Consider the following 21,938-nt stretch of genomic DNA (forward strand, 5'->3'; position numbering starts at 1 on the left):
ATGTCTACGCATCCCGCCTCCGCCCCCGGCCACGGCCCCGACGTCAGTGCCACCGGCACCCGTCCCACCGGCGTCAGTGCCACCGGCACCCTCGGCGATCTCGCCCCCCGCCTGACCGAGCTGTCCCTGCGCGACGCGCACCGGCTCGGGCGCAGGCTCGAAGGTGCGCGCAAGATCCATAAGCCGGAAGCCCGTGCCGCCGTCCTCTCCGAGATCGAGGCCGAGGTCGCCAAGGGTGAGCTGCGGATGGCCGAGCGGCGCACACGTGTGCCCTCCGTCAGCTATCCCGAGCAACTCCCCGTCAGCCAGAAGAAGGACGTCATCGCGGACGCCATCCGCGATCACCAGGTCGTCATCGTGGCCGGTGAGACCGGGTCCGGCAAGACCACCCAGATCCCGAAGATCTGCGTCGAACTCGGGCGCGGCGTACGCGGCATGATCGGGCACACACAGCCCCGTCGTATCGCCGCCCGTACCGTCGCCGAGCGGGTAGCCGACGAACTCGACACGCCCCTCGGTGAAGCCGTTGGCTGGAAAGTGCGGTTCACCGACCAGGTGAACCCGGACGCCACCTTCATCAAGCTGATGACCGACGGCATCCTGCTCGCCGAGATCCAGACCGACCGCGAGCTGCGCGCCTACGACACGATCATCATCGACGAGGCCCACGAGCGGTCCCTCAACATCGACTTCCTGCTCGGGTATCTCGCCCAGCTCCTCCCCAAGCGGCCGGATCTGAAGGTCGTCATCACCTCCGCGACCATCGACCCCGAGCGCTTCTCCCGGCACTTCGGCGACGCACCCATCGTGGAAGTCTCCGGGCGTACTTATCCCGTCGAGGTCCGCTATCGGCCCCTCCTCGAAGAGGACTCCGACGACTCCGACCGCGACCAGATCACCGCCATCTGCGACGCCGTCGAGGAACTCCAGGGCGAGGGCAAGGGGGACATCCTCGTCTTCCTCTCCGGCGAGCGCGAGATCCGTGACACCGCCGATGCGCTCGGCAAGAAGAACTACCGGTTCACCGAAGTCCTGCCCCTCTACGCCCGGCTCTCGCACGCCGAGCAGCACCGCGTCTTCCAGCAGCACACCGGGCGCAGGATCGTTCTGGCGACCAACGTCGCCGAGACCTCGCTCACTGTCCCCGGCATCAAGTACGTCATCGACCCGGGCTTCGCGCGCATCTCCCGCTACAGCCACCGCACCAAGGTCCAGCGCCTCCCCATCGAGGCGATCTCCCAGGCCAGCGCCAACCAGCGCAAGGGCCGCTGCGGGCGGACCAGCGACGGTATCTGCATCCGGCTGTACAGCGAGGACGACTTCGAGGCCCGCCCGGAGTTCACGGACGCCGAGATCCTCCGTACGAACCTCGCCTCCGTCATTCTCCAGATGACCGCGGCCGGTCTTGGCGAGATCGAGAAGTTCCCCTTCATCGACCCGCCGGACCACCGCAACATCCGCGACGGCGTCCAGCTCCTCCAGGAACTCAACGCCCTCGACCCGGCCCAGAAGGACCCCCGCAAGCGCCTCACCGACACCGGCCGCAAGCTCGCGCAGCTCCCCGTCGACCCCCGGCTGGCCCGGATGGTCCTGGAGGCCGACAAGAACGGCTGTGTCCGCGAGGTCATGGTGATCGCCGCCGCGCTCTCCATCCAGGACCCGCGCGAACGCCCCGCCGAGAAGCAGACGCAGGCCGACCAGCAGCACGCCCGCTTCCGCGACGAGACGTCCGACTTCCTCGCCTTCCTCAACCTCTGGCGGTACGTCCGTGAGCAGCAGGCGGAGCGCGGCTCGTCGTCGTTCCGGCGGATGTGCAAGCAGGAGTACCTGAACTTCCTGCGCATCCGTGAGTGGCAGGACATCTACAGCCAACTCCGTACCGTGGCCCGCCAGATGGGCATCCACCTCAACGAGGACGACGCCCCCGAGCAGAGCGTCCACGTCTCCCTCCTGGCCGGCCTCCTCTCCCACATCGGGATGAAGGACGTACCGACAAAGGGCGCGACGGCCGGAACCGGATCTTCCACCACCACCGGCGACAGCCCCCGCGCCGCCTCCGGCAAGAACGAGTACGTCGGGGCCCGCAACGCCAAGTTCGCGATCTTCCCCGGCTCCGCCCTGTTCAAGAAGCCCCCGCGCTTCGTGATGTCGGCGGAGCTTGTCGAGACCTCGCGGCTGTGGGCCCGCGTCAACGCCCGCATCGAACCCGAGTGGGTCGAGCCCCTCGCCGAGCACCTCCTCAAGCGCACGTACAGCGAGCCGCACTGGGAGAAGGACCAGGCGGCCGTGATGGCGTACGAGAAGGTCACGCTGTACGGCGTACCGATCGTCGCCCAGCGGAAGGTGAACTACGGGCGCATCGACGCGGAGGTGTCCCGGGAGCTGTTCATCCGGAACGCGCTGGTCGAGGGCGACTGGCGGACACACCACAAGTTCTTCGCCGACAACCGCCGACTCCTCACCGAGGTCGAGGAGTTGGAGCACCGGGCCCGGCGCCGGGACATCCTCGTGGACGACGAGACCCTCTTCGACTTCTACGACCAGCGGGTCCCCGAACACGTGGTCTCCGGGGCCCACTTCGACTCATGGTGGAAGCACAAGCAGCATGAGGAGCCCGAACTCCTCGACTTCGAGCGGGCGATGCTCATCAACGAGCGCGCCGGGGACGTCAGCAAGGACGACTATCCCGACGCCTGGCATCAGGGCGAGCTCAAGTTCCGGGTGACGTACCAGTTCGAGCCGGGTGCGGACGCCGACGGTGTGACCGTCCACGTCCCGCTCCAGGTGCTGAACCAGGTCACGGACGAAGGCTTCGACTGGCAGATCCCGGGCCTGCGGGAGGAGTTGGTGACGGAACTCATCCGCTCCCTCCCGAAGCCGATCCGCCGCCACTACGTCCCGGCGCCCAACTTCGCCAAGCGCTTCCTGGACACCGCGACCCCCCTCCAGGAGCCCCTGACCACCACCATGGCCCGCGAGTTGAGGCTCATGGTCGGAGTCCCCTTCTCCGCCGACGACTTCGACCAGGACCGGGTCCCCGACCATCTCCGCGTCACCTTCCGGATCGTCGACGAGCGGCGCCGCAAGCTCGCCGAGGACAAGGACCTTGAGGTACTGCGCCTCCAGCTCAAGCCGAAGGCCCGCCAGGCCATCTCCCAGGCCGCGGCGGCCACCGCCGAGCGCGCGGGCGGCGAGTCCCTGGAGCGGACGGGCCTGACGGACTGGTCCATCGGGACCCTCGCACCCCTCTTCGAGACGCGCAGAGCCGGCCAGCCCGTGAAGGCGTACCCGGCGCTGGTCGACAACGGCGACACCGTCTCCGTACGCCTCTTCGACACCGAGGCGGAGCAGCAGCAGGCGATGTGGAAGGGCAGCCGGCGGCTCATTCTGCGCAACATCCCGGTCAACCCTGCGAAGTTCGCTTCCGAGAAGTTGACCAATGCTCAGAAGCTCGCGCTGTCGGCCAATCCGCACGGTTCGATCCAGGCCCTCTTCGACGACTGCGCGATGGCCGCGGCCGACAAGCTGATCGCCGATTTCGGCGGCCCGGCATGGGACGAGGAGTCGCACCGGAAGCTGTACGACAAGGTCCGCGCGGAGATCGTCGACACGACCGTCCGCGCGGTCGGCCAGGTGCAGCAGGTGCTGGCCGCCTGGCAGGCCTGTGAGCGCCGCCTGAAGGGCGTACGGAGCGCTGTGCTCCTCCCGAACCTGACGGACGTACGCAAGCAGCTGGACGCCCTCGTACGGCCCGGCTTCGTGACGGCGGCCGGTCTGCGCCGGCTGCCCGACCTGATGCGCTACCTCGTCGCCGTGGACCGGCGCCTGCAGCAGATGCCCACCAACGTCCAGCGGGACACCACCCGCATGGAGAAGGTGCACGAGATGCAGGACGAGTACGCGTGGCTCCTTGAGCAGCTGCCGCAGGGCCGGCCGGTGCCCTCGGCGGTACTCGACATCCGCTGGATGATCGAGGAACTCCGCGTCAGCTACTTCGCCCACGCGCTGGGGACGGCGTACCCGGTGTCGGACAAGCGGATCGTGAAGGCGATCGACGCGCAGGCGCCGTAACGCCCCCGGCACGCTGGGTGAGTTCGCCCCTGGGCTGCCCCTCCTGTACAGTCTCTTTTCGCAGCACAGCGCAACATCAAGTGCCGCGAAACCTGGTCCTGTGGAGCAGTTTGGAGTGCTCGCCACCCTGTCAAGGTGGAGGCCGCGGGTTCAAATCCCGTCAGGACCGCATCACTGAAGAGAGCCTGGGTCATCGACCCGGGCTCTTTTTCGTGCGCCTCGATGCCCCGCCAGGCCGACGCCGTCTTCTTGACGACACCGCCCTCCCCCGGTACCCAGAGAGCAGGGCCTCGTTGCTCTGTCCCCCTTCTGGAGGTGGCGTATGGCGGCGTCCACGCGGCGGCATGAGACGCGTGCTCTGCTTCGGGCACATCTGTCGGCCGCCAGCGGGTACCGCCATCTCACGCGGCGCTGTCCGATCTGCCACCGACTGCAGCGGCTCGCCATGGAGCACTCGGACACGGAGGCCGAGGCGGACGAGGCACCCCGTGCCAACACCGCGCCCCAATAGCACTGCTGCCACTCCGTCAACAAGGTGTGCGGTGTGTGACGGGTGTCACCGCATGAGTTTTCAAAATGTGGGTTCTTACCCACCTCCTACAACTGGTCAATTTAATATGTGCAATTGCACCGGCTTCCTCAGGCTCCAACAAGCCCGCTCACAGCACCACATGCCACCCCGTGCCACCCCGCACGACGGGCACAAAAAAGATCGCGCTGGACCCGGCGGAGTCCAGCGCGATCTCTACGACGCACGCTTGAAGCTGTGGAACTGATGGAACTGCCTTGAGCGTCAGGCCTGTTGGGGCAGACCCACGTCGTTGAAGCCCTTGGTTCTGGTGTTGCTGGCGTTGCTGGTACTGCTGGTGTTGCCGCCGGACGGCTCGGCCGATAGTTGGGGGACCTGCCGATTCGTCCGACTATTCAGTTGGTCAGGCCTCGCTGCGCTGCTGCGGAATGCCCGCAAGCAGAGCGCGAACCTCGGCCTCGCGGTAACGGCGATGTCCGCCGAGCGTGCGGATGGATGTGAGCTTGCCGGCCTTCGCCCACCGCGTGACCGTCTTGGGGTCGACGCGGAACATGGTGGCGACCTCAGCCGGGGTCAGCAGCGGCTCGGCATCAGGGGTGCGAGCGGTCATGAGCGGCCTCCTCGGGAGAACCGAACCTTCTCGGTTCATTCCTCTAAATTCTGCACCTTGACCCGCGTTGCCCGAAATGGCGGACGCGGGTCGAGTCGGTTATAGGACGAACGGCTTGTCCTCGGCACTACAACTACACCATCTGTCCAACCGCGTAGGCCAAACCGATGGAATTGCCCTCCCAGGTGTCCATCGGCGACGGAAGCCAATGGACCATGCCATAGCGGACAGTCACGCCACTGTGACGATCAGTCACACTGGCGATCAGGAGTCACGAGACCCCCCATAGCGTGCAATGCAGAGATTCCACCCATAGATGGGCAGATAGAGCCTCCCCCGGACTCCTTGTCCTATTTTGGCACGAGGAGGGGCAAGGGACGCAAGCCACCTGTACGTGCGGTCCGTCACGCTTGACACAAACGCCCGGATCGGGACCTACGTCCCACGGCAGCCCCAAGAGCGTCCCACAAAAATGGAACTCACGTTCCAGGGAGTGCTTCTTTGACGGACCGTCAGTTCGGAAGGGGCCCGGCGATCAGTTCGCCGACCGCCGGTCCCGCACCGCCCGCCACCGGTCCACGAGCCGCCCGTACGCCTCCCCGGCCGCCTCGCCGTCCCCGTCGCGCAGCGCCTCGATCCCCTCGGCCACGTCCGCCGCCGAGTGGTCGCCGGCCAGCTCACCGGCAGGCAGCACATGCACGAGGCCGCCGTAGTCCAGCTCGACCAGCGAGCGCGGATGGAACTCCTCCAGCCAGCGCCCGACGTCCAGCAGCCCGTCGATCAGCGGCCCCTCGTCGAGGGTGTCCCGCAGGGTCCGCAGCCCCCGCGCCACGCGCCGCCGCGCCTGGACCATCGGCGTCCGGTAGCGCAGCACGGGCGGCGCCGCGCCCTCGTCGGCCCCCGAACCCTTGTCGTACTCGCGCTCCTCGTCGGAGACCAGCACGAACCAGTTCAGCGGCACTTCCCAGGTCGCCGTGCGGATCCATGGGCGGGCGTCCGGGTTGCGGCTCAGCCAGCGCTCGTAGTCCTGGGTGGCCTGATGGCGTACGAGAGGCGGCAGAACGGCGTCCAGGACCGGCGGGGGCAGTTCCCCGGCCAGTTCGCCCAGCGCCTGCCAGCCGCGCAGCCTGGTGCGCCAGGGGCAGACGCACACCACCCCGTCGACCTCGGTCACGAACGCGTCGGCGCTCTCCTGCACCGGCACCGCGACCGGCGGCGTGGGCAGCAGGTCGGCCAGGGAACGGCGCAGTTCGTCCTGGTACGAGGGCCGGTCGGGCCGCCGGGCGTAGCGCGCCCAGTGGCCGCGCTCCGGCTCCGGGAAGGCCGCCAGCGGCTCGTAGACGCGCAAGTAGGACGCGTACGGAACGATCACCGAGGACACCTTGGGCACGCCTGCTCCCTCCCCCCTGGACGACCAGGAAAACCCTCGAGAACAGCACACAGCAGCACGGGAAAATTATGCAAACCGTCGTACGGTCCCATGTCACCCGTGGGTGATCCTTGGCACTGCGGGAACGGTTGGCGTACGGAGGCCGGGGAGGGGCTTTACTCTCATGCCCACGGAAGCCCGCCACCCGTACGGGCTCCAGCCCCGACCGCCGCTACTTACCCTGGAGTCACCACAGTGACCGACGTAACCGGCGCGCCTGCTGATGTACTGCACACCCTGTTCCACTCGGACCAGGGGGGTCATGAGCAAGTCGTGCTCTGCCAGGACCGGCCCTCCGGCCTCAAGGCCGTCATCGCCATCCACTCCACCGCCCTGGGCCCCGCGCTCGGCGGTACCCGCTTCTACCCCTACGCGAGCGAGGCGGAGGCCGTCGCCGACGCGCTGAACCTCGCGCGCGGGATGTCGTACAAGAACGCCATGGCAGGTCTCGACCACGGCGGCGGCAAGGCCGTCATCATCGGCGACCCCGACGTCATCAAGAGCGAGGAACTGCTCCTCGCCTACGGCCGGTTCGTGGCCTCGCTCGGCGGGCGGTACGTCACCGCGTGCGACGTCGGTACGTATGTGGCCGACATGGACGTGGTCGCGCGCGAGTGCCGCTGGACGACCGGCCGGTCCCCGGAGAACGGCGGCGCCGGCGACTCGTCCGTGCTGACCGCCTTCGGCGTCTATCAGGGCATGCGGGCGAGCGCCCAGCACCTCTGGGGCGATCCGTCGCTGCGCGGGCGCCGGGTCGGTATCGCGGGCGTCGGCAAGGTCGGGCACCACCTGGTGCGGCATCTGCGCGAGGAAGGCGCCGAGGTCGTGATCACGGACGTACGGGAGGACACCGTACGGCGGATTCTGGCCATCCACCCGGACGGCGGGGTCACGGCCGTCGCCGACACCGCCGCGCTGATCCGGACCGAGGGGCTGGACATCTACGCGCCCTGTGCGCTGGGTGGGGCGTTGAGCGACGAGACCGTGCCCGTGCTCACCGCGAAGATCGTGTGCGGGGCCGCCAACAACCAGCTCTCGCACCCGGGCGTCGAGAAGGACCTCGCGGACCGCGGGATCCTCTACGCGCCGGACTACGTCGTGAACGCCGGTGGCGTGATCCAGGTGGCCGACGAACTGCACGGGTTCGACTTCGAACGGTGCAGGGCGAAGGCGGCGAAGATCTTCGACACCACGCTGGCCATATTCGCACGTGCGAAGGCGGACGGGATTCCGCCGGCCGCGGCGGCCGACCGGATCGCCGAGCAGCGGATGGCGGAGGCCCGGCGGAACCGGTAGGTCCACGGAGCGCGGAGGTACCTGTCGGCGGGGTGTTGGAGAGAACTCTCACTCCCGTCGGCGGGTCGGCCGCGAAGAAGTGGTTAAAATCGCGGTTGACCAGCGGGGACAGGGCACCTCGCGGGTTCTGGGCATCGGCACGTGCTGCGGGCGACGTACCGTATGGGCGTGGGCTCAGGTACCGTGGAAGCCCTACGGACCGGTCTCTCTGCGGAGAGCCCGTTCCAGATCATGAACGCGTGTCAAGACTCTGGGGCCACCGAGCCCCGTATCCGAGGGGGTCGAGCCATGGGGCGCGGCCGGGCAAAGGCCAAGCAGACGAAGGTCGCCCGCCAGCTGAAGTACAGCAGCGGCGGGACTGACCTCTCGCGTCTGGCCAATGAGCTGGGCGCTTCGACTTCGAGCCAGCCGCCGAATGGCGAGCCGTTCGAGGACGACGACGAGGAAGAAGACGACCCGTACGCTCAGTACGCGGATCTGTACAACGACGACGATGAGGATGAGGACGATCAATCCTCAGGCCCATCGTCGCAACAACGTCGCGGTGCTTGACGTTTTACGTCTGCCTGCGGCGCGCTGAAACATGTCGACACAGATCCTGTACCTGTAGGCATCAGCTGCACCTCTCCCGGTCCGGGGCGTTTAGCCGGACCGGGTTTCGTGCGTTTTCGTTCCACTTGGGCTGGGCCGGGCGCCTATTGGGTCGGGGGCTGGTGTCGATCGGGCGGGTGCGTTGTGGTTGTTCGCGCCGTTCCCCGCGCCCCTACGGCGGCGGCTGCGCCGCCTGCCGTCCCCGGATCAGTTACTGGCGTAGTCGGCTACCAGCTCTGCGCCTGTCTTGTGGTTGCCTCGGTCTGTGATTTCGCCTGCTACCCAGGCCTCTACGCCTCGGTCTGCCAGGGTGGTCAGGGCTGCGTCTGTTGAGTCCTCGGGGACGATGGCGATCATGCCTACGCCCATGTTCAGGGTCTTTTCCAGCTCCAGGCGTTCCACCGCGCCCGTCTTGCCGACCAGGTCGAAGATCGGGGCCGGGGTCCAGGTGGAGCGGTCGACGATCGCGTGGAGGGTGTCCGGAATCACACGGGCCAGGTTGGCGGCCAGGCCGCCGCCGGTGATGTGCGAGTAGGCGTGCACGTCGGTGGTCCGGGTGAGGGCCAGGCAGTCCAGGGAGTAGATCTTGGTGGGGACCAGGAGTTCCTCGCCGAGGGTGTGCCCGAAGTCGTCGATGTGCGCGTCCAGGGACAGACCTGCCTGGTTCAGGAGGACATGCCGGACGAGGGAGTACCCGTTCGAGTGAAGCCCGGAGGCCGCCATGGCGATCACCGCGTCACCCGTACGGATACGATCCGCGCCCAGCAGGCGGTCGGCCTCCACGACGCCCGTACCGGCGCCGGCGACGTCGAAGTCGTCCGGACCGAGGAGACCCGGGTGTTCGGCCGTCTCGCCGCCGACCAGAGCGCATCCGGCCAGTACGCAGCCCTCGGCGATGCCCTTGACGATCGCGGCGACGCGCTCGGGGTGCACCTTGCCGACGCAGATGTAGTCGGTCATGAACAGCGGTTCGGCGCCGCACACCACGATGTCGTCCATCACCATGGCGACCAGGTCGTGGCCGATGGTGTCGTACACGCCGAGCCGGCGGGCGATGTCGACCTTCGTGCCGACGCCGTCGGTCGCGGAGGCGAGCAGCGGGCGCTCGTAGCGCTTGAGGGCGGAGGCGTCGAAGAGGCCGGCGAAGCCGCCGAGGCCGCCGAGGACCTCGGGGCGCTGCGTCTTCTTCACCCACTCCTTCATCAGCTCGACGGCGCGGTCGCCCGCCTCGATGTCGACGCCGGCGGCTGCGTAGCTCGCACCAGGGGTCCCAGGGGTCTCAGGCATGACTTGTGAGAACTTTCGTGTCGTACTGCTCGTAGTGCAGGTTTATGGCTGCTTACGGGCTTACGGGCGACGGATCGCGTCGGCCGCGGCCGTGGCGGCGGGCCCGGCGGCCAGCTCGGTCTCCAGGAGCTGCTTGCCGAGAAGTTCGGGGTCCGGGAGTTCCATCGGGTACTCGCCGTCGAAGCAGGCGCGGCACAGGTTCGGCTTGGCGATGGTGGTCGCCTCGATCATGCCGTCGAGGGAGATGTACGAGAGGGAGTCGGCGCCGAGCGAGGTGCCGATCTCGTCGATGGTCATGCCGTTGGCGATCAGCTCGGCGCGGGTGGCGAAGTCGATGCCGAAGAAACAGGGCCACTTGACCGGGGGCGAGGAGATCCGGATGTGGACCTCCGCCGCGCCCGCCTCGCGCAGCATCCGGACGAGCGCGCGCTGGGTGTTGCCGCGCACGATCGAGTCGTCGACGACGACCAGGCGCTTGCCCTTGATGACTTCCTTCAGCGGGTTCAGCTTCAGCCGGATACCGAGCTGGCGGATCGTCTGGGAGGGCTGGATGAACGTACGTCCGACATAGGCGTTCTTGACGAGGCCGGCGCCGAAGGGGATTCCGGAGGCCTCGGCGTAGCCGATCGCGGCCGGGGTGCCGGATTCCGGGGTCGCTATCACCAGGTCGGCCTCGACAGGGGCTTCTTTGGCGAGTTTCCGACCCATCTCCACGCGGGAGAGGTACACGTTCCGGCCGGCGATGTCGGTGTCCGGGCGGGCGAGGTAGACGTACTCGAAGACACAGCCCTTGGGCTTCGCTTCCGCGAAGCGGGAGGTTCGCAGGCCGTTCTCGTCGATGGCGACGAACTCGCCCGGCTCGATCTCGCGGACATAGGCGGCGCCGCAGATGTCGAGGGCGGCGGACTCGGAGGCGACGACCCAGCCGCGTTCAAGCCGGCCGAGGACCAGCGGGCGGATGCCCTGCGGGTCGCGGGCGGCGTACAGCGTGTTCTCGTCCATGAAGACGAGCGAGAAGGCGCCCTTGACCTGCGGGAGTATCCGCGCGGAGGCCTCTTCGATGGTCAGGGGCTTGCCGTCGTCGTCGTTCTGGGCGGCCAGGAGGGCCGTCAGCAGATCGGTGTCGTTGGTCGCCGCGACGCGCGGGGTGCGGCCGTCGTGCTGCTTGGGCAGGTCGGCGACCATCTCGGCGAGCTGCGCCGTGTTGACGAGGTTGCCGTTGTGGCCGAGGGCGATGGAGCCGTGACCGGTCGCGCGGAAAGTGGGCTGGGCGTTCTCCCAGGTGGAGGCGCCAGTGGTCGAGTAGCGGGCGTGACCGACCGCGATATGACCCTGGAGGGCGCCGAGTGAGGTTTCGTCGAAGACCTGGGAGACGAGGCCCATGTCCTTGAAGACAAGGATCTTGGAGCCGTTGCTGACCGCGATTCCCGCGGATTCCTGGCCTCGATGCTGTAGGGCGTAGAGCCCGAAGTAAGTGAGCTTGGCGACCTCTTCGCCGGGGGCCCAGACCCCGAAGACGCCGCAAGCGTCCTGGGGGCCCTTCTCGCCGGGGAGCAGATCATGACTGAGTCGACCGTCACCACGTGGCACGGCACCGAGTGTAGGCGAGATCGACCACTGGTCCGAATTAGGGAAGGGGGCCGGTGATCGGGGGCGGTGCGCGGCCTTCGGCTGCGGTAGGGGCTCAATCGGCTGCCGTCGCACTGACGGTGGCGCCGTCTTCGCTGGTCAGCGTCATGCTCCGGTGATCGATCTTGTATGTCGCCTTGCCGTCGAAGAGACCCAGCAGTGCGTTCTCGGCCTCCATGAGTGAGCCGTCGCACATCCTTCGGGTGGTCGACGGGCTGCCGAAAGTGATAGTGCCGTCGCTGACGGTCGCATCGGCAGAAACGTTGTTGCACCCGGCCTTGCCGCTGACGGTCCCCTTCTTCTGGTCGAGGACGAGGTAGGCGTCGGCGCCGGAGGGGAGGGGGGAGACGGCCTGGCTGTCACCGTTGCCGTCGCTGTCGCTGGTGGCACCGAGTGTCGTGATCGTCCACTTGGTGCCGTAGAGGGCGGCGGCCTTCTCCTCGGTGAGGTGGATGGTGTCGCCGGTCTTGGTGGTGAGGGTGAGCTGCTGGGCGTTCTTGGCGGTTTCGGTGGACTTGGCGGTGAGGGTGCCGTCCTTGAGCGCCTTGGTGAGGGTGTTCTCGAAGCCCATCGCGTCGCAGGCCATGTCGGTCGACAGGAACTGTGCGAAGGAGACTTCGGTGCCGTCGACGGTGGCTTGGGCCCCGAAGCCGTTGCAGCCGAGGTTGCCGCTGACCTTGCCGTTCTTGTCGATCTTCAACCAGGCACTGGCGGGGGCCGCGCTCTTCTCACCGTCGGCGGTGAGGTCGTCGACGGTCCAGTGGACGTCGGTGAGGGCTGCGGTTCCCGACCCCGCCCCTGTCCCGACGGTCTGGCTGCCGCCGCCGTCCTTCTCGCTGCCGCAGGCCGCGGCGAGGGGGATCACGGTCAGGGTCAGGAGGCTGAGGCTCACGCTCGTCAGTCGCTGCTTTTTCATGCCGGTGGGACGGAAGGGGCGGGTGGGCGGTTCCCGTCCGGCTGTCACTTGTGCGTTCGGCGCCTTGTCGTCGTACGGAGGCTGCCGTCAGGACATGAGGGGCAGCAGGTCTCCGAGGTCGGCGCGTTCGCCGCTCGCGCTGACCTGGGCCTTGTCGAGGGCGTCGGTCCACGTGACCCGGCCGGTGGCCAGGCGGATCCAGGTCAGCGGGTCGGTCTCGACGACGTTGGGCGGGGTGCCACGGGTGTGCCTCGGGCCCTCGACGCACTGCACCACGGCGTACGGCGGAATGCGGACCTCCGTCGAACCGCCGGGCGCCTTGGCGGCGAGGGTGTCCGCGAGGAGGCGGGTACAGGTGGCGAGGGCCTGACGGTCGTACGGGATGTCGAGGCCCGGGACGGCGTCGTTCAGGTCGTCGGTGTGGACGACCAGTTCGACGGTGCGGGTGACCAGGTAGTCGGCGAGGGTGATGGCGCCGGTGCGGGTGGCGAGCCGGCGAGTGCCGGGGGCCGTGGCCAGGCGTTGGGTGAGTCGCTGTTCGGTGAGGGCGTAGAGGGCGTTCAGGGAATCGAGGTCCGGGTGGGCGGCGGCCAGCTCGCGGGTGCCCCCAGCGATGTCGGCGGCGCGGGCGGCAGTAGCGAACGGCCAGTCGAGCAGGGCGAGTTCGGCCTTCGCCGGCTCGTCCCGGTCAAGGTTGCGGCTGACGGTCTCCACGGCCATGGTGACGTGCGCGGCCAGGTCGCGGACCGTCCAGCCCCCGAGGCGGGTGGGGAGGGCGAGTTGCTCGGGGGTGAGGGTGCGGACGGCGGTGCGGATGTTGCGGTACTGGGTGAGGACCGCGGTGCGGGTCTTGGCGGGGTCGTAGGTGCGAGGGCGCTTCCTGGCCGGTGGCATGGCGGGGAGGGTAGTCGGCGGGGTCGGGCTTCGGGAATTCGGGTTCTTTCGATCAGGTCAATCAGGTAGAAGTCATCGGACACCGCTCATGTACATCTGTTACATTCATGACATGAATAACCCGGTGATCGAATCCATGGCCGAGGTCCGCAGCCACCTCGCCGACGTCATCGATCGCGCTCGCCGCGATGAGACGCCGACGGTCATCACGCGGCGCGGCAAGCAGGAAGCCGTCGTGATCGACATCCAGGAGTACCAGCGGCTGCGTCAGATCGCCGAGAACGCCGAAGAGACGTGGCTGAACCGGCTGGCTGACGAAGCGGAGTCCGAAGGCACGGAAGGCTCGGTCTCACTCGAAGAGATGGCCGCCCTGCTCCGCGCCCAGGACTGACCCATGGGATACGCCACGCGCTTCACGCCGCACGCCCAGCGGGACATGCTGAAAATCCCGCGCCCTGACGCCCTGCGCATCCTGCATCGCCTCGCCGAACTCCAGAAGGCGATGGACTCGGGGGACACGAGCGCGTTCGACGTCAAGGCGCTCCAAGGGCACGACGCCCGCTGGCGACTCAGAGTCGGTGACTACCGTGTTGTCGGCAGGTTCCGTAGCGCTCCTCTCTGCCTACGGGTGGCGCTCCTGACGGACGTGGGACACGAACGCCGTGAAGGCCGACGGGGGGAGGGCGAGGGTGGGGCCCTCGGGGAACTTGGAGTCGCGGAGGGCGACATGAGCTGAGGCGAGGGGGGCTATCTCGACGCAGCTGCCGCCCGCGTCGCTGCTGTACGAGGACTTGAACCAGGCGGGGTCCTGGATTCTCACGGTCGCTCTACTTTCGCAAGTTCGACGAACGTCGCGAAGGAACTCGCCAGCAGCAACAGGGCCGGACCCTGAGGACACTTGGAGTCACGGATGGCGACATGAGTCGGGATGACGTTGGCGACCTCAACGCAGGTTCCGCCCTGGTCGTCGCTGTACGAGGACTTGAACCACGCGTGCTCTGCGGCCAGTTCGAGGGCGTTGGGGTGGGTGCTCATGGATGCTTCAACTCTCGTGCTAGTCGTTCCAGGAATCGCGGTGTCTCCCGAGGCCCCGGAGCCCCGGCCCGCATGGCGTCGAATCGGCGCGCGTGCCGCCAGATCTCCGTGTCCTTGTCTGTAACGCTCACTCCGTCGTGCGCGTCCACGCTGACCAGAGTGGGCAGCGGTGACTCGAACTCCATCAGCGTGAAGTTCTCCGTGGCGCGGTATACGGGCTCGGCGAACGGGAGGATCTGCATAGTCACGTGCTCCAGCTTCGTCAGCTCGATCAGGTGCTCGTACTGCTCGCGCATCACCTCCGGGCCTCCGTAGACGCGACGGACGGCAGCCTCATCGAGGATCGCGTGGACCTCAACCGGGTTTTCGCTGCGCGTGATGGCCTCCTTGCGCCGCACACGGATCTCGACGTTCCGCTCGACGAACTCGGTGTTCCGCTCGTCCACGGGCTTGGCGGTCTCGAACATGGCCCGCGCGTAGCCAGCGGTCTGGAACAGACCGAACATCACGCTCGGCTGGTAGATCCGCAGGATCTTGGCATCGCCTTCCAACCCCACGCTCATGCTGAACCCCGACGGCATGAAGCTGCGGTACGGCGACCACCAGCCCCGGTTCAGCGAGTTCTTGTGGATGTCCAGCAGGAAGTCCACGTCGTCCGGGTCCGTCACGCCGTACCGGTCCAGGAGTTCCCTCAGCTCCTGCACCTTGGGAAGGCTGGTCAGCCCCTTCTCCACGCGGTGCAAGGTCGACTCCGAGACGCTCGTCCCCTTGACCGCCTGGATCCTCGTCAACCCCCGCCCCGTGCCGTCCTCCCGCTCCACCTGCTCGCGCAACCGCCGCAACTCCTGGCCGAGTTGCATTCGCCGAATCGTCGGCCCCGTCTTCGCTGCCACCGTGTCCGTTCCTTTCGCGGCCAAGCAGGTCAACCGTACGTCGATGCCTGCCAGTTGGCTGCCCGTGCCGGGCAAATCACTGTCCGTGCCCAGAGTGTGACAGCATCAGCCCACCTCCCGCAGGCACTTCCCGACTTTCAGGCATATACCACTTCGCGTGGGATTCCCTCGTTCGATTGTGTAGCCGTTGGATCGACGGAACCGTTGTCCCCATGACCACCACCCCTGAGCCCCGCCGCCGAAACCGCGCCCTCACCGACGTCCCCTTCATCCTGGGCGACCGGGTCCAAGGCACCGCCTTCGTCCCGCCCTTCCTCCGTGAGCGCGAGGTGCCCGAGCCCGTCGAGGGCGTCGTCGTGCAGGTCGGGTCCGGTTACCCGGAGGCCGGTGGCGAGGACGACCTCCTCTGGGTACGGCTCGCCGACTCCACCGAGCGCCAGTGCCGCGTGAGCGATGTCTCCGCCGACGTCGAGAACGAGCCACTCTGTGACGTCTGCAAGGTCGGCCGCGCCCCGTTCCTGCGCTATGGCACCCTCGAAAACACCGGCCGTATGTGCTCCGCGTGCCTCCGCAGGGCCCACATCTGTGCCCTCTGCCAACAGCCCGGCAACGCCCCGCTGGTCGCCCTGGGCACGGCCGACCAGGGCACCGGGCCTGGTCGGACCACGTACGCGTGCGCGGCCTGCGCCGCGTCAACCAGCCATTCTTCGCCGGTCCTCGACGGCAATCGCGTTGCTGGCGGCGGCGTAGATCCGAAACCATGAGGCATGCGATCGGATGGCTGGTACCTCACCGAAGACGTCCATGAATTCTTCGACCGGGCCGGGGATTTCCTGCGCTCACGGCCCGCTCTGCACACCACCGCGCTGACGACCATCGAGCAGGTGCGCACAGGCGGGCCGGGCGCGAGCACCGCCCAGGACCCCGTCTTCGGCCGGCTGGAGCAGGACGGCGAGGTCACCGCCGCCTTCCTCCGGCTCACCCCGCAGAAGCGCCTGAGCGTCACCTCCCTCACCCCCGAGCAGGCCGACGGTCTCGCCGCCCATCTGGTCGCCCTCGGTCACCGGCCCCCGGGCGTCGGCGGGGACATCGACACCGCCACCGTTTTCGCCGAGGCCTGGCAGCGGCACACGGGAGTGACGCCGACATTCAGTACCCGGATCCACCTGTACCGCCTCGGCACCCTCATCCCGCCGGAGCCGGTGCCGACGGGTCGAGGCCGACTCGTGGGCGAGGCGGACCATGAGCACCTGATGCAGTGGTGCCGTGAGGCCGCGGAGTTCTTCGGGGAGGACGTCACCATCAACGCCGACACCTGGTCCGGCACCCGCTTCGGAGAGAAGACCTACACCTACTGGGAGACCCCGGACGGCACACCCGTCTCCATGGCGGGCGTGAACCCCCTGGTGGGCGGCCAGGTCCGGGTGGACCCCGTCTACACCCCGGCCCACCTGCGCGGTCGCGGTTACGCGGCTGCCGTGACGGTCGAGGTGACCCGGGCGGCGCTGGAGGCGGGCGCCACGGACGTCGTGCTGTACACGGACCCGAACAACCCCACGAGCAACGCCCTGTACAAGCGAATCGGCTACCGGCTGCTCACGGACTGGGGCGCGTACGACTTCGCGTATGCCGATGCCGAACCGAAGTAGGTGCAGGATCACGGCAATGGCCGGGCGCACGTCCCAGATGTCGGTGGAGGAGTTCGAGACGATCGCCTCCGCCGGTGGAGGCGGACCGGGAAGGCAGAGCGAAGCCGGACGCTGTGCTCGCACCCGAGGCCCACTTCGCGGGGCACGGTGAATGGGCCGACCCGGACGGGGCTCTCATGGTCGTCGAGGTCACCTCGTACGACTCGGACACCGACCGACGGGACCGCCACGAGAAGCCGGCCGCGTACGGCCAGTCCGGCATCCCGCTGTACCTCCTGATCGACCGGGACTCCTGCACCGTCACCGTGCACAGCTCCCCGGACCGGCAGGTCGGCGGCTACCGCGACATTCGCACGGCGAAGTTCGGCGAGAAGGTGGCCCTTCCCGACCCGATCGGCATCGAGCTGGACACGGAGATCCTCAAGGACTACGTGCGGTGAGCCGTACGCGTGCACAGCCTGCGTCACGCCAACTGTCCGCTCATCACCGGGACTTCATGACGTGCCCCAGCGCGACCAGGCCGACGCCAACGGCGAGCAGTGACGGTGACCCGGTGTACCCGCTGACGACCATCAGAACGGCGCCTGCTCCCCAGAGTCTGGGCTGCCTCACTCGCCGCGACAGCCACTCGCCCGGCATTCGGCCGAGGAGCAGGGCGTGCACCCCGACGACGACCCAGGCAAGGGCGAGCGCGAGCAGCAGCAAGGCCAGCACGCCGAACGAGAACATCCCGTAACCCATACGCCCCCTGATCAGCAATCGAGAAGGTCCCGCCCAAACCCGGGCGGGACCTCGACCTCGTACAACCAAAGGCGACTACGCCAGCAGCGCCGGAATCGTCCCCTCGTGCGCCTCGCGCAGTTCCGCCAGGGTGAGCGTGAACTCGCCCTGCAGCTCGATGGAGTCGCCGTCGACGACACCGATCCGCGTCACCGGCAGCCCCCGCGCCCCGCACATGTCGTTGAAGCGGAGTTCCTCCGAGCGCGGGACGGCCGCCACCGCACGCCCCGCCGACTCCGAGAAGAGGAGGGTGAAGGCGTCGAGCCCGTCCGGTACGACCAGACGCGCGCCCTTCTCGCCCAGCAGCGCCGACTCGACGACCGCCTGGATCAGACCGCCGTCCGACAGGTCGTGCGCGGAGTCGATCATGCCGTCACGGGAGGCGGAGATCAGGATCTCGGCCAGGAGCCGCTCCCGCTCCAGGTCGACCTTGGGCGGCAGGCCGCCCAGGTGGTCGTGCACGACCTGCGACCACGCCGAGCCGCCGAACTCCTCGCGCGTGTCCCCGAGGAGGTACAGCAGTTGCCCCTCCTCCTGGAACGCCACCGGAGTGCGTCGCGCCACGTCGTCGATGACGCCCAGGACCGCCACGACGGGCGTGGGGTGGATGGCGACATCGCCGGTCTGGTTGTAGAGGGAGACGTTGCCGCCGGTCACCGGGGTGCCCAACTGCTGGCAGGCGTCCGCGAGTCCACGTACCGCCTCCGCGAACTGCCACATCACCGCCGGGTCTTCGGGCGAACCGAAGTTCAGGCAGTCCGACACCGCGAGGGGCTTCGCACCCGTCGTCGCCACGTTCCGGTACGCCTCCGACAGCGCCAACTGAGCGCCCGCGTACGGGTCCAGCTTGGCGTAGCGGCCGTTGCCGTCCGTCGCGATGGCGACTCCGAGGCCGGTCGTCTCGTCGACGCGGATCATCCCGGAGTCCTCGGGCTGGGCCAACACCGTGTTGCCCTGCACGAAGTGGTCGTACTGGGAGGTGATCCAGGACTTGGACGCCTGGTTCGGGGACGACACCAGCTGGACTACCTGTGCCTTCAGCTCATCCGAACTCGCCGGGCGCGCAAGCTTGTTGGCGTCGTCCGCCTGGAGGGCGTCCTGCCAGTCCGGGCGGGCGTACGGGCGCTCGTAGACCGGGCCGTCGTGCGCGACCGTACGCGGGTCGACGTCGACGATCTTGCCGCCGTGCCAGAAGATCTCGAGGCGGTCGCCGTCGGTGACCTCACCGATCACCGTGGCGATGACATCCCACTTGTCGCAGATCTCCAGGAACCGGTCCACCTTCTCCGGCTCCACGACCGCGCACATGCGTTCCTGCGACTCGCTCATGAGGATTTCCTCGGGAGAGAGCGTGGAGTCGCGGAGCGGTACGTCGTCCAGGGTCACGCGCATGCCGCCGGAGCCGTTGGACGCCAGCTCGCTCGTGGCGCACGACAGGCCCGCCGCACCCAGGTCCTGGATACCGACGACCAGCTTCTCCTTGAAGGCTTCCAGAGTGCACTCGATGAGGAGCTTCTCCTGGAAGGGGTCGCCCACCTGAACGGCGGGGCGCTTGCTCGGCTTGGCGTCGTCGAACGTCTCGCTCGCCAGGATCGACGCGCCGCCGATGCCGTCACCGCCCGTACGAGCCCCGTACAGGATGACCTTGTTGCCCGCGCCGGACGCCTTCGCCAGGTGGATGTCCTCGTGCCGCATGACGCCGATCGCACCGGCGTTGACCAGCGGGTTCCCCTGGTAGCAGGCGTCGAAGACGACCTCGCCGCCGATGTTCGGGAGGCCGAGGCAGTTGCCGTAGCCGCCGATGCCCGCCACCACGCCCGGGAGGACGCGCTTGGTGTCGGGGTGGTCGGCCGCACCGAAGCGCAGCGGGTCCACGACCGCGACCGGCCGCGCGCCCATCGCGATGATGTCGCGCACGATGCCGCCGACGCCCGTGGCCGCGCCCTGGTAGGGCTCGACGTACGACGGGTGGTTGTGCGACTCGACCTTGAAGGTGACCGCGTAGCCCTGGCCGACGTCGACCACGCCCGCGTTCTCGCCGATGCCGACGAGGAGAGCGTCGGACTGCGGGGCCTTCTCGCCGAACTGGCGGAGGTGGACCTTCGAGGACTTGTAGGAGCAGTGCTCGGACCACATGACCGAGTACATGGCCAGCTCGGCGCCGGTCGGGCGGCGGCCGAGGATCTCGACGACCTTCTCGTACTCGTCCTTCTTCAGGCCGAGTTCGGCCCAGGGCAGCTCGACGTCGGGGGTCTCGGCCGCGTGCTCGACCGTGTCCAGAGGCGTCCGGCTCATACGTTGACCAGCTTCTTGAGGATCGAGGTGAAGAAGGGGAGGCCGTCGGTGCGGCCGGACCCGATGAGCGGCTCCACGGCGTGCTCCGGGTGCGGCATGAGGCCTACGACGTTTCCGGCGGCGTTCGTGATGCCGGCGATGTCGCGCAGCGAGCCGTTCGGGTTGAAGTCGAGGTACCGGAAGACGACCCGGCCCTCCGCCTCCAACTCGTCGAGCGTGTGCTCGTCGGCGACGTACCGGCCGTCCATGTTCTTCAGCGGGATGTGGATCTCCTGGTCGGCGTCGTAGTCGACGGTCCAGGCCGTGTCCGCGTTCTCCACCCGCAGCTTCTGGTCGCGGCAGATGAAGTGGAGGTGGTTGTTGCCGAGCATCGCGCCCGGGAGGAGATGCGCCTCGGTGAGGATCTGGAAGCCGTTGCAGATGCCGAGGACCGGCATGCCCGACTTCGCCTGCTCGATGACCGACTCCATCACCGGCGAGAAACGGGAGATGGCACCCGCGCGCAGATAGTCGCCGTACGAGAATCCGCCCGGCAGAACCACCGCGTCGACCTGCTTGAGGTCCTTGTCCTTGTGCCAGAGAGCTACCGGCTCGGCACCGGCGAGACGGATCGCGCGCTGAGTGTCCCGGTCGTCCAGGGAACCCGGAAAGGTGACGACTCCAATACGAGCAGTCACTTCTCTTCCCCCACCATCTCCTCCACCTTCACGGTGAAGTCCTCGATCACGGTGTTGGCGAGGAAGGATTCCGCAAGATCATGGATGCGGGCGAGCGCGGCGTCGTCCACCGGTCCGTCAACTTCCAGTTCGAATCGCTTTCCCTGACGTACGTCGGAGACACCGTCGAAACCGAGACGCGGCAGTGCACGCTGCACCGCCTGGCCCTGGGGGTCGAGGATCTCCGGCTTGAGCATGACGTCGACTACGACGCGTGCCACTGGCACTCCCGGTGTTGTGGTGCTGAGCAAGGTTCCTGGCGGGTTGGCGAGGTTCCTACAGATGGGTTCAGACTACCCGTACAAAATTTCTACGCGGGTAGATTCGTAGGAATCTACGGAAAACCGGGAGGACGGCATCACGATCCGGTATCGGAGCGGTGCCATGACGAAAAATTCTGGGAAAGATCCTGGTTCACAACCAGGATGTCTATTGCGGGGGAGACACGCGGACAGATTTAGTCGGGCTTCCCATTGCAATGCCGGGCACTGTACAAAGGAAAAGGCATTAGCCGATACTTTGCCCAATAACAGTCGGACAACCGAGATCTTTCGGCACCTCCCGACGTCTTCGCACGTCGCGGCAGAGGTGTCGCACGAAGGGACCGATATTCGTGGCTCAGCGTGTCGTGGTCACACTCTCTGACGACATCGACGGCTCGGAAGCGGCGGAAACGATCGCCTTCGGACTTGACGGCAAGTCGTACGAGATCGACCTGAATCAAACCAATGCCAAGAAACTGCGTAAGGCCCTGGAGCCGTACGTGGAGGCCGGCCGCAAGCGGTCGCGCTCCGGCAAGGCGTACAAGCAGACGGAGGTCGCCCCCGACCCGTCGGCGGTGCGGGCCTGGGCCCTCGCCAACAAGTTCGACGTGCCGGCCCGCGGGCGCATCCCCAAGAAGGTGTACGAGGCCTTCACCGCCGCGCAGTAGTACCCCCGCAGCACCCCGCAGTACCCCGCGCGGTGCCTCAGGAGCCCCTCGGCGCAACCGACTTGCGTTGCCCCCCTGCTGATCAGCTAGAGTCTGGAGCACGCCGAGGGGCAAGGCCGAAAGGCCCGGCTCACGGAGGCTTGCGGGTGTAGTTCAGTAGCAGAACATCCCCCTTCCAGGGGGAAGGCGCAGTGTGCAATTCCTGTCACCCGCTCTGCATCGTCGGCCTGACCACTCTTGTGGATCAGGTAGGCTGGTGCCCGCGCCAGTCGGTGAAAGCCGACTGGAGGCAATGCGGACGTAGCTCAGTTGGTAGAGCGCAACCTTGCCAAGGTTGAGGTCGCCAGTTCGAACCTGGTCGTCCGCTCAGCAGTCGAAGGCCCCGGT

General features: G+C 67.7%; 22 protein-coding genes and 3 tRNA genes. 12 read left to right on the plus strand and 13 right to left on the minus strand.

The window, feature by feature from the left end:
• The 3 genes from hrpA (at position 1) to ACWDR4_RS11820 (ending at position 4,582) form a co-directional block, all read left to right on the plus strand.
• Complete coding sequence (gene hrpA, locus ACWDR4_RS11810; RefSeq protein WP_450407030.1) at positions 1–4,071, plus strand: ATP-dependent RNA helicase HrpA; 4,071 nt, start codon at positions 1–3, stop codon at positions 4,069–4,071.
• A 94-nt stretch (positions 4,072–4,165) separates the two neighbouring features.
• Positions 4,166–4,240: transfer RNA gene (locus ACWDR4_RS11815), tRNA-Asp, on the plus strand.
• Positions 4,241–4,393: 153 nt separating this feature from the next.
• Positions 4,394–4,582 carry a DUF6274 family protein gene (locus ACWDR4_RS11820; protein ID WP_450407032.1) on the plus strand — a complete coding sequence of 63 codons (189 nt, stop codon included), beginning with the start codon at positions 4,394–4,396 and terminating at the stop codon, positions 4,580–4,582.
• A 421-nt stretch (positions 4,583–5,003) separates the two neighbouring features.
• On the opposite strand, the gene bldC is transcribed toward ACWDR4_RS11820, so the two are convergent.
• Positions 5,004–5,210, minus strand: coding sequence for a developmental transcriptional regulator BldC (gene bldC / locus ACWDR4_RS11825; RefSeq protein ID WP_003949541.1), 207 nt, complete (start codon positions 5,208–5,210; stop codon positions 5,004–5,006).
• A gap of 535 nt (positions 5,211–5,745) precedes the next feature.
• Entirely contained in the window at positions 5,746–6,600 is an 855-nt protein-coding gene (locus ACWDR4_RS11830; protein WP_450407034.1) for a hypothetical protein, read from the minus strand.
• 234 nt (positions 6,601–6,834) lie between these two features.
• Here ACWDR4_RS11830 and ACWDR4_RS11835 point away from each other — a divergent pair, with 234 nt between their 5' ends.
• Both ACWDR4_RS11835 and ACWDR4_RS11840 read left to right on the plus strand, forming a co-directional pair.
• Entirely contained in the window at positions 6,835–7,935 is a 1,101-nt protein-coding gene (locus tag ACWDR4_RS11835) for a Leu/Phe/Val dehydrogenase (RefSeq protein ID WP_450407037.1), read from the plus strand.
• Positions 7,936–8,223: 288 nt separating this feature from the next.
• Positions 8,224–8,487, plus strand: coding sequence for a DUF3073 domain-containing protein (locus tag ACWDR4_RS11840; protein ID WP_105975228.1), 264 nt, complete (start codon positions 8,224–8,226; stop codon positions 8,485–8,487).
• Positions 8,488–8,733: 246 nt separating this feature from the next.
• On the opposite strand, the gene purM is transcribed toward ACWDR4_RS11840, so the two are convergent.
• The 4 genes from purM to ACWDR4_RS11860 form a co-directional block, all read right to left on the minus strand.
• Positions 8,734–9,813: a phosphoribosylformylglycinamidine cyclo-ligase gene (gene purM / locus ACWDR4_RS11845; RefSeq protein WP_450407040.1), complete on the minus strand. Its 1,080-nt coding sequence runs from the start codon at positions 9,811–9,813 to the stop codon at positions 8,734–8,736.
• Between the two features lie 60 nt (positions 9,814–9,873).
• Positions 9,874–11,403 (minus strand): amidophosphoribosyltransferase, encoded by a 1,530-nt coding sequence (gene purF, locus ACWDR4_RS11850; protein WP_450407043.1) that lies wholly within the window; start codon positions 11,401–11,403, stop codon positions 9,874–9,876.
• A 94-nt stretch (positions 11,404–11,497) separates the two neighbouring features.
• On the minus strand, positions 11,498–12,334 hold the full coding sequence (locus tag ACWDR4_RS11855; protein ID WP_450407046.1) for an META domain-containing protein: 837 nt from the start codon (positions 12,332–12,334) through the stop codon (positions 11,498–11,500).
• Between the two features lie 111 nt (positions 12,335–12,445).
• Positions 12,446–13,252, minus strand: coding sequence for a sterol carrier family protein (locus ACWDR4_RS11860; protein ID WP_450407049.1), 807 nt, complete (start codon positions 13,250–13,252; stop codon positions 12,446–12,448).
• 112 nt (positions 13,253–13,364) lie between these two features.
• Between ACWDR4_RS11860 and ACWDR4_RS11865 the strand changes: the two genes are divergently transcribed.
• Positions 13,365–13,643, plus strand: a complete 279-nt coding sequence (locus ACWDR4_RS11865) for a type II toxin-antitoxin system Phd/YefM family antitoxin (protein ID WP_450407052.1) — start codon at positions 13,365–13,367, stop codon at positions 13,641–13,643.
• Between the two features lie 231 nt (positions 13,644–13,874).
• On the opposite strand, the gene ACWDR4_RS11870 is transcribed toward ACWDR4_RS11865, so the two are convergent.
• Genes ACWDR4_RS11870 through ACWDR4_RS11880 form a run of 3 tightly spaced genes read right to left on the minus strand, consistent with a single transcriptional unit; the run spans position 13,875 to position 15,180 of the window.
• Positions 13,875–14,072: a DUF397 domain-containing protein gene (locus tag ACWDR4_RS11870; RefSeq protein ID WP_450407054.1), complete on the minus strand. Its 198-nt coding sequence runs from the start codon at positions 14,070–14,072 to the stop codon at positions 13,875–13,877.
• The gene (locus ACWDR4_RS11875; protein ID WP_450407055.1) at positions 14,069–14,287 is read right to left on the minus strand and encodes a DUF397 domain-containing protein; all 219 of its coding nucleotides are present in this window, start codon (positions 14,285–14,287) and stop codon (positions 14,069–14,071) included. The genes ACWDR4_RS11870 and ACWDR4_RS11875 overlap by 4 nt, the downstream gene beginning before the upstream one ends.
• A complete protein-coding gene (locus ACWDR4_RS11880; RefSeq protein ID WP_450407058.1) occupies positions 14,284–15,180 on the minus strand; it encodes a helix-turn-helix domain-containing protein in 897 nt (298 codons plus the stop codon). Before ACWDR4_RS11880 ends, ACWDR4_RS11875 begins: the two co-directional genes overlap by 4 nt.
• Before the next feature lie 212 nt (positions 15,181–15,392).
• On the opposite strand from ACWDR4_RS11880, the gene ACWDR4_RS11885 reads away from it, so the two are divergent.
• Genes ACWDR4_RS11885 through ACWDR4_RS11895 form a run of 3 tightly spaced genes read left to right on the plus strand, consistent with a single transcriptional unit; the run spans position 15,393 to position 17,269 of the window.
• Positions 15,393–15,944 (plus strand): hypothetical protein, encoded by a 552-nt coding sequence (locus ACWDR4_RS11885; protein WP_450407060.1) that lies wholly within the window; start codon positions 15,393–15,395, stop codon positions 15,942–15,944.
• Positions 15,945–15,947: 3 nt separating this feature from the next.
• On the plus strand, positions 15,948–16,829 hold the full coding sequence (locus tag ACWDR4_RS11890) for a GNAT family N-acetyltransferase (RefSeq protein ID WP_450407063.1): 882 nt from the start codon (positions 15,948–15,950) through the stop codon (positions 16,827–16,829).
• Positions 16,784–17,269, plus strand: coding sequence for a Uma2 family endonuclease (locus ACWDR4_RS11895; protein WP_450407088.1), 486 nt, complete (start codon positions 16,784–16,786; stop codon positions 17,267–17,269). Before ACWDR4_RS11890 ends, ACWDR4_RS11895 begins: the two co-directional genes overlap by 46 nt.
• 43 nt (positions 17,270–17,312) lie before the next feature.
• Here the strand turns inward: ACWDR4_RS11895 and ACWDR4_RS11900 are convergent, their stop codons facing one another.
• The 4 genes from ACWDR4_RS11900 to purS all read right to left on the minus strand — a co-directional run bounded on the left by ACWDR4_RS11900 (position 17,313) and on the right by purS (position 20,841).
• Complete coding sequence (locus ACWDR4_RS11900) at positions 17,313–17,558, minus strand: hypothetical protein (RefSeq protein ID WP_450407066.1); 246 nt, start codon at positions 17,556–17,558, stop codon at positions 17,313–17,315.
• Positions 17,559–17,645: 87 nt separating this feature from the next.
• Positions 17,646–19,904, minus strand: coding sequence for a phosphoribosylformylglycinamidine synthase subunit PurL (gene purL / locus ACWDR4_RS11905; RefSeq protein ID WP_450407068.1), 2,259 nt, complete (start codon positions 19,902–19,904; stop codon positions 17,646–17,648).
• A complete protein-coding gene (gene purQ, locus ACWDR4_RS11910; RefSeq protein ID WP_450407070.1) occupies positions 19,901–20,581 on the minus strand; it encodes a phosphoribosylformylglycinamidine synthase subunit PurQ in 681 nt (226 codons plus the stop codon). Before purQ ends, purL begins: the two co-directional genes overlap by 4 nt.
• Positions 20,578–20,841, minus strand: coding sequence for a phosphoribosylformylglycinamidine synthase subunit PurS (purS, locus tag ACWDR4_RS11915; protein ID WP_235476986.1), 264 nt, complete (start codon positions 20,839–20,841; stop codon positions 20,578–20,580). Before purS ends, purQ begins: the two co-directional genes overlap by 4 nt.
• Positions 20,842–21,233: 392 nt before the next feature.
• On the opposite strand from purS, the gene ACWDR4_RS11920 reads away from it, so the two are divergent.
• The 3 genes from ACWDR4_RS11920 to ACWDR4_RS11930 all read left to right on the plus strand — a co-directional run bounded on the left by ACWDR4_RS11920 (position 21,234) and on the right by ACWDR4_RS11930 (position 21,918).
• The gene (locus ACWDR4_RS11920; protein WP_369037066.1) at positions 21,234–21,551 is read left to right on the plus strand and encodes a histone-like nucleoid-structuring protein Lsr2; all 318 of its coding nucleotides are present in this window, start codon (positions 21,234–21,236) and stop codon (positions 21,549–21,551) included.
• A gap of 142 nt (positions 21,552–21,693) precedes the next feature.
• Positions 21,694–21,765, plus strand: a tRNA-Gly gene (locus ACWDR4_RS11925).
• An 80-nt stretch (positions 21,766–21,845) separates the two neighbouring features.
• Positions 21,846–21,918, plus strand: a tRNA-Gly gene (locus ACWDR4_RS11930).
• Positions 21,919–21,938 lie beyond the last annotated feature (20 nt).

It is taken from the genome of Streptomyces sp. NPDC000878, assembly GCF_053599695.1.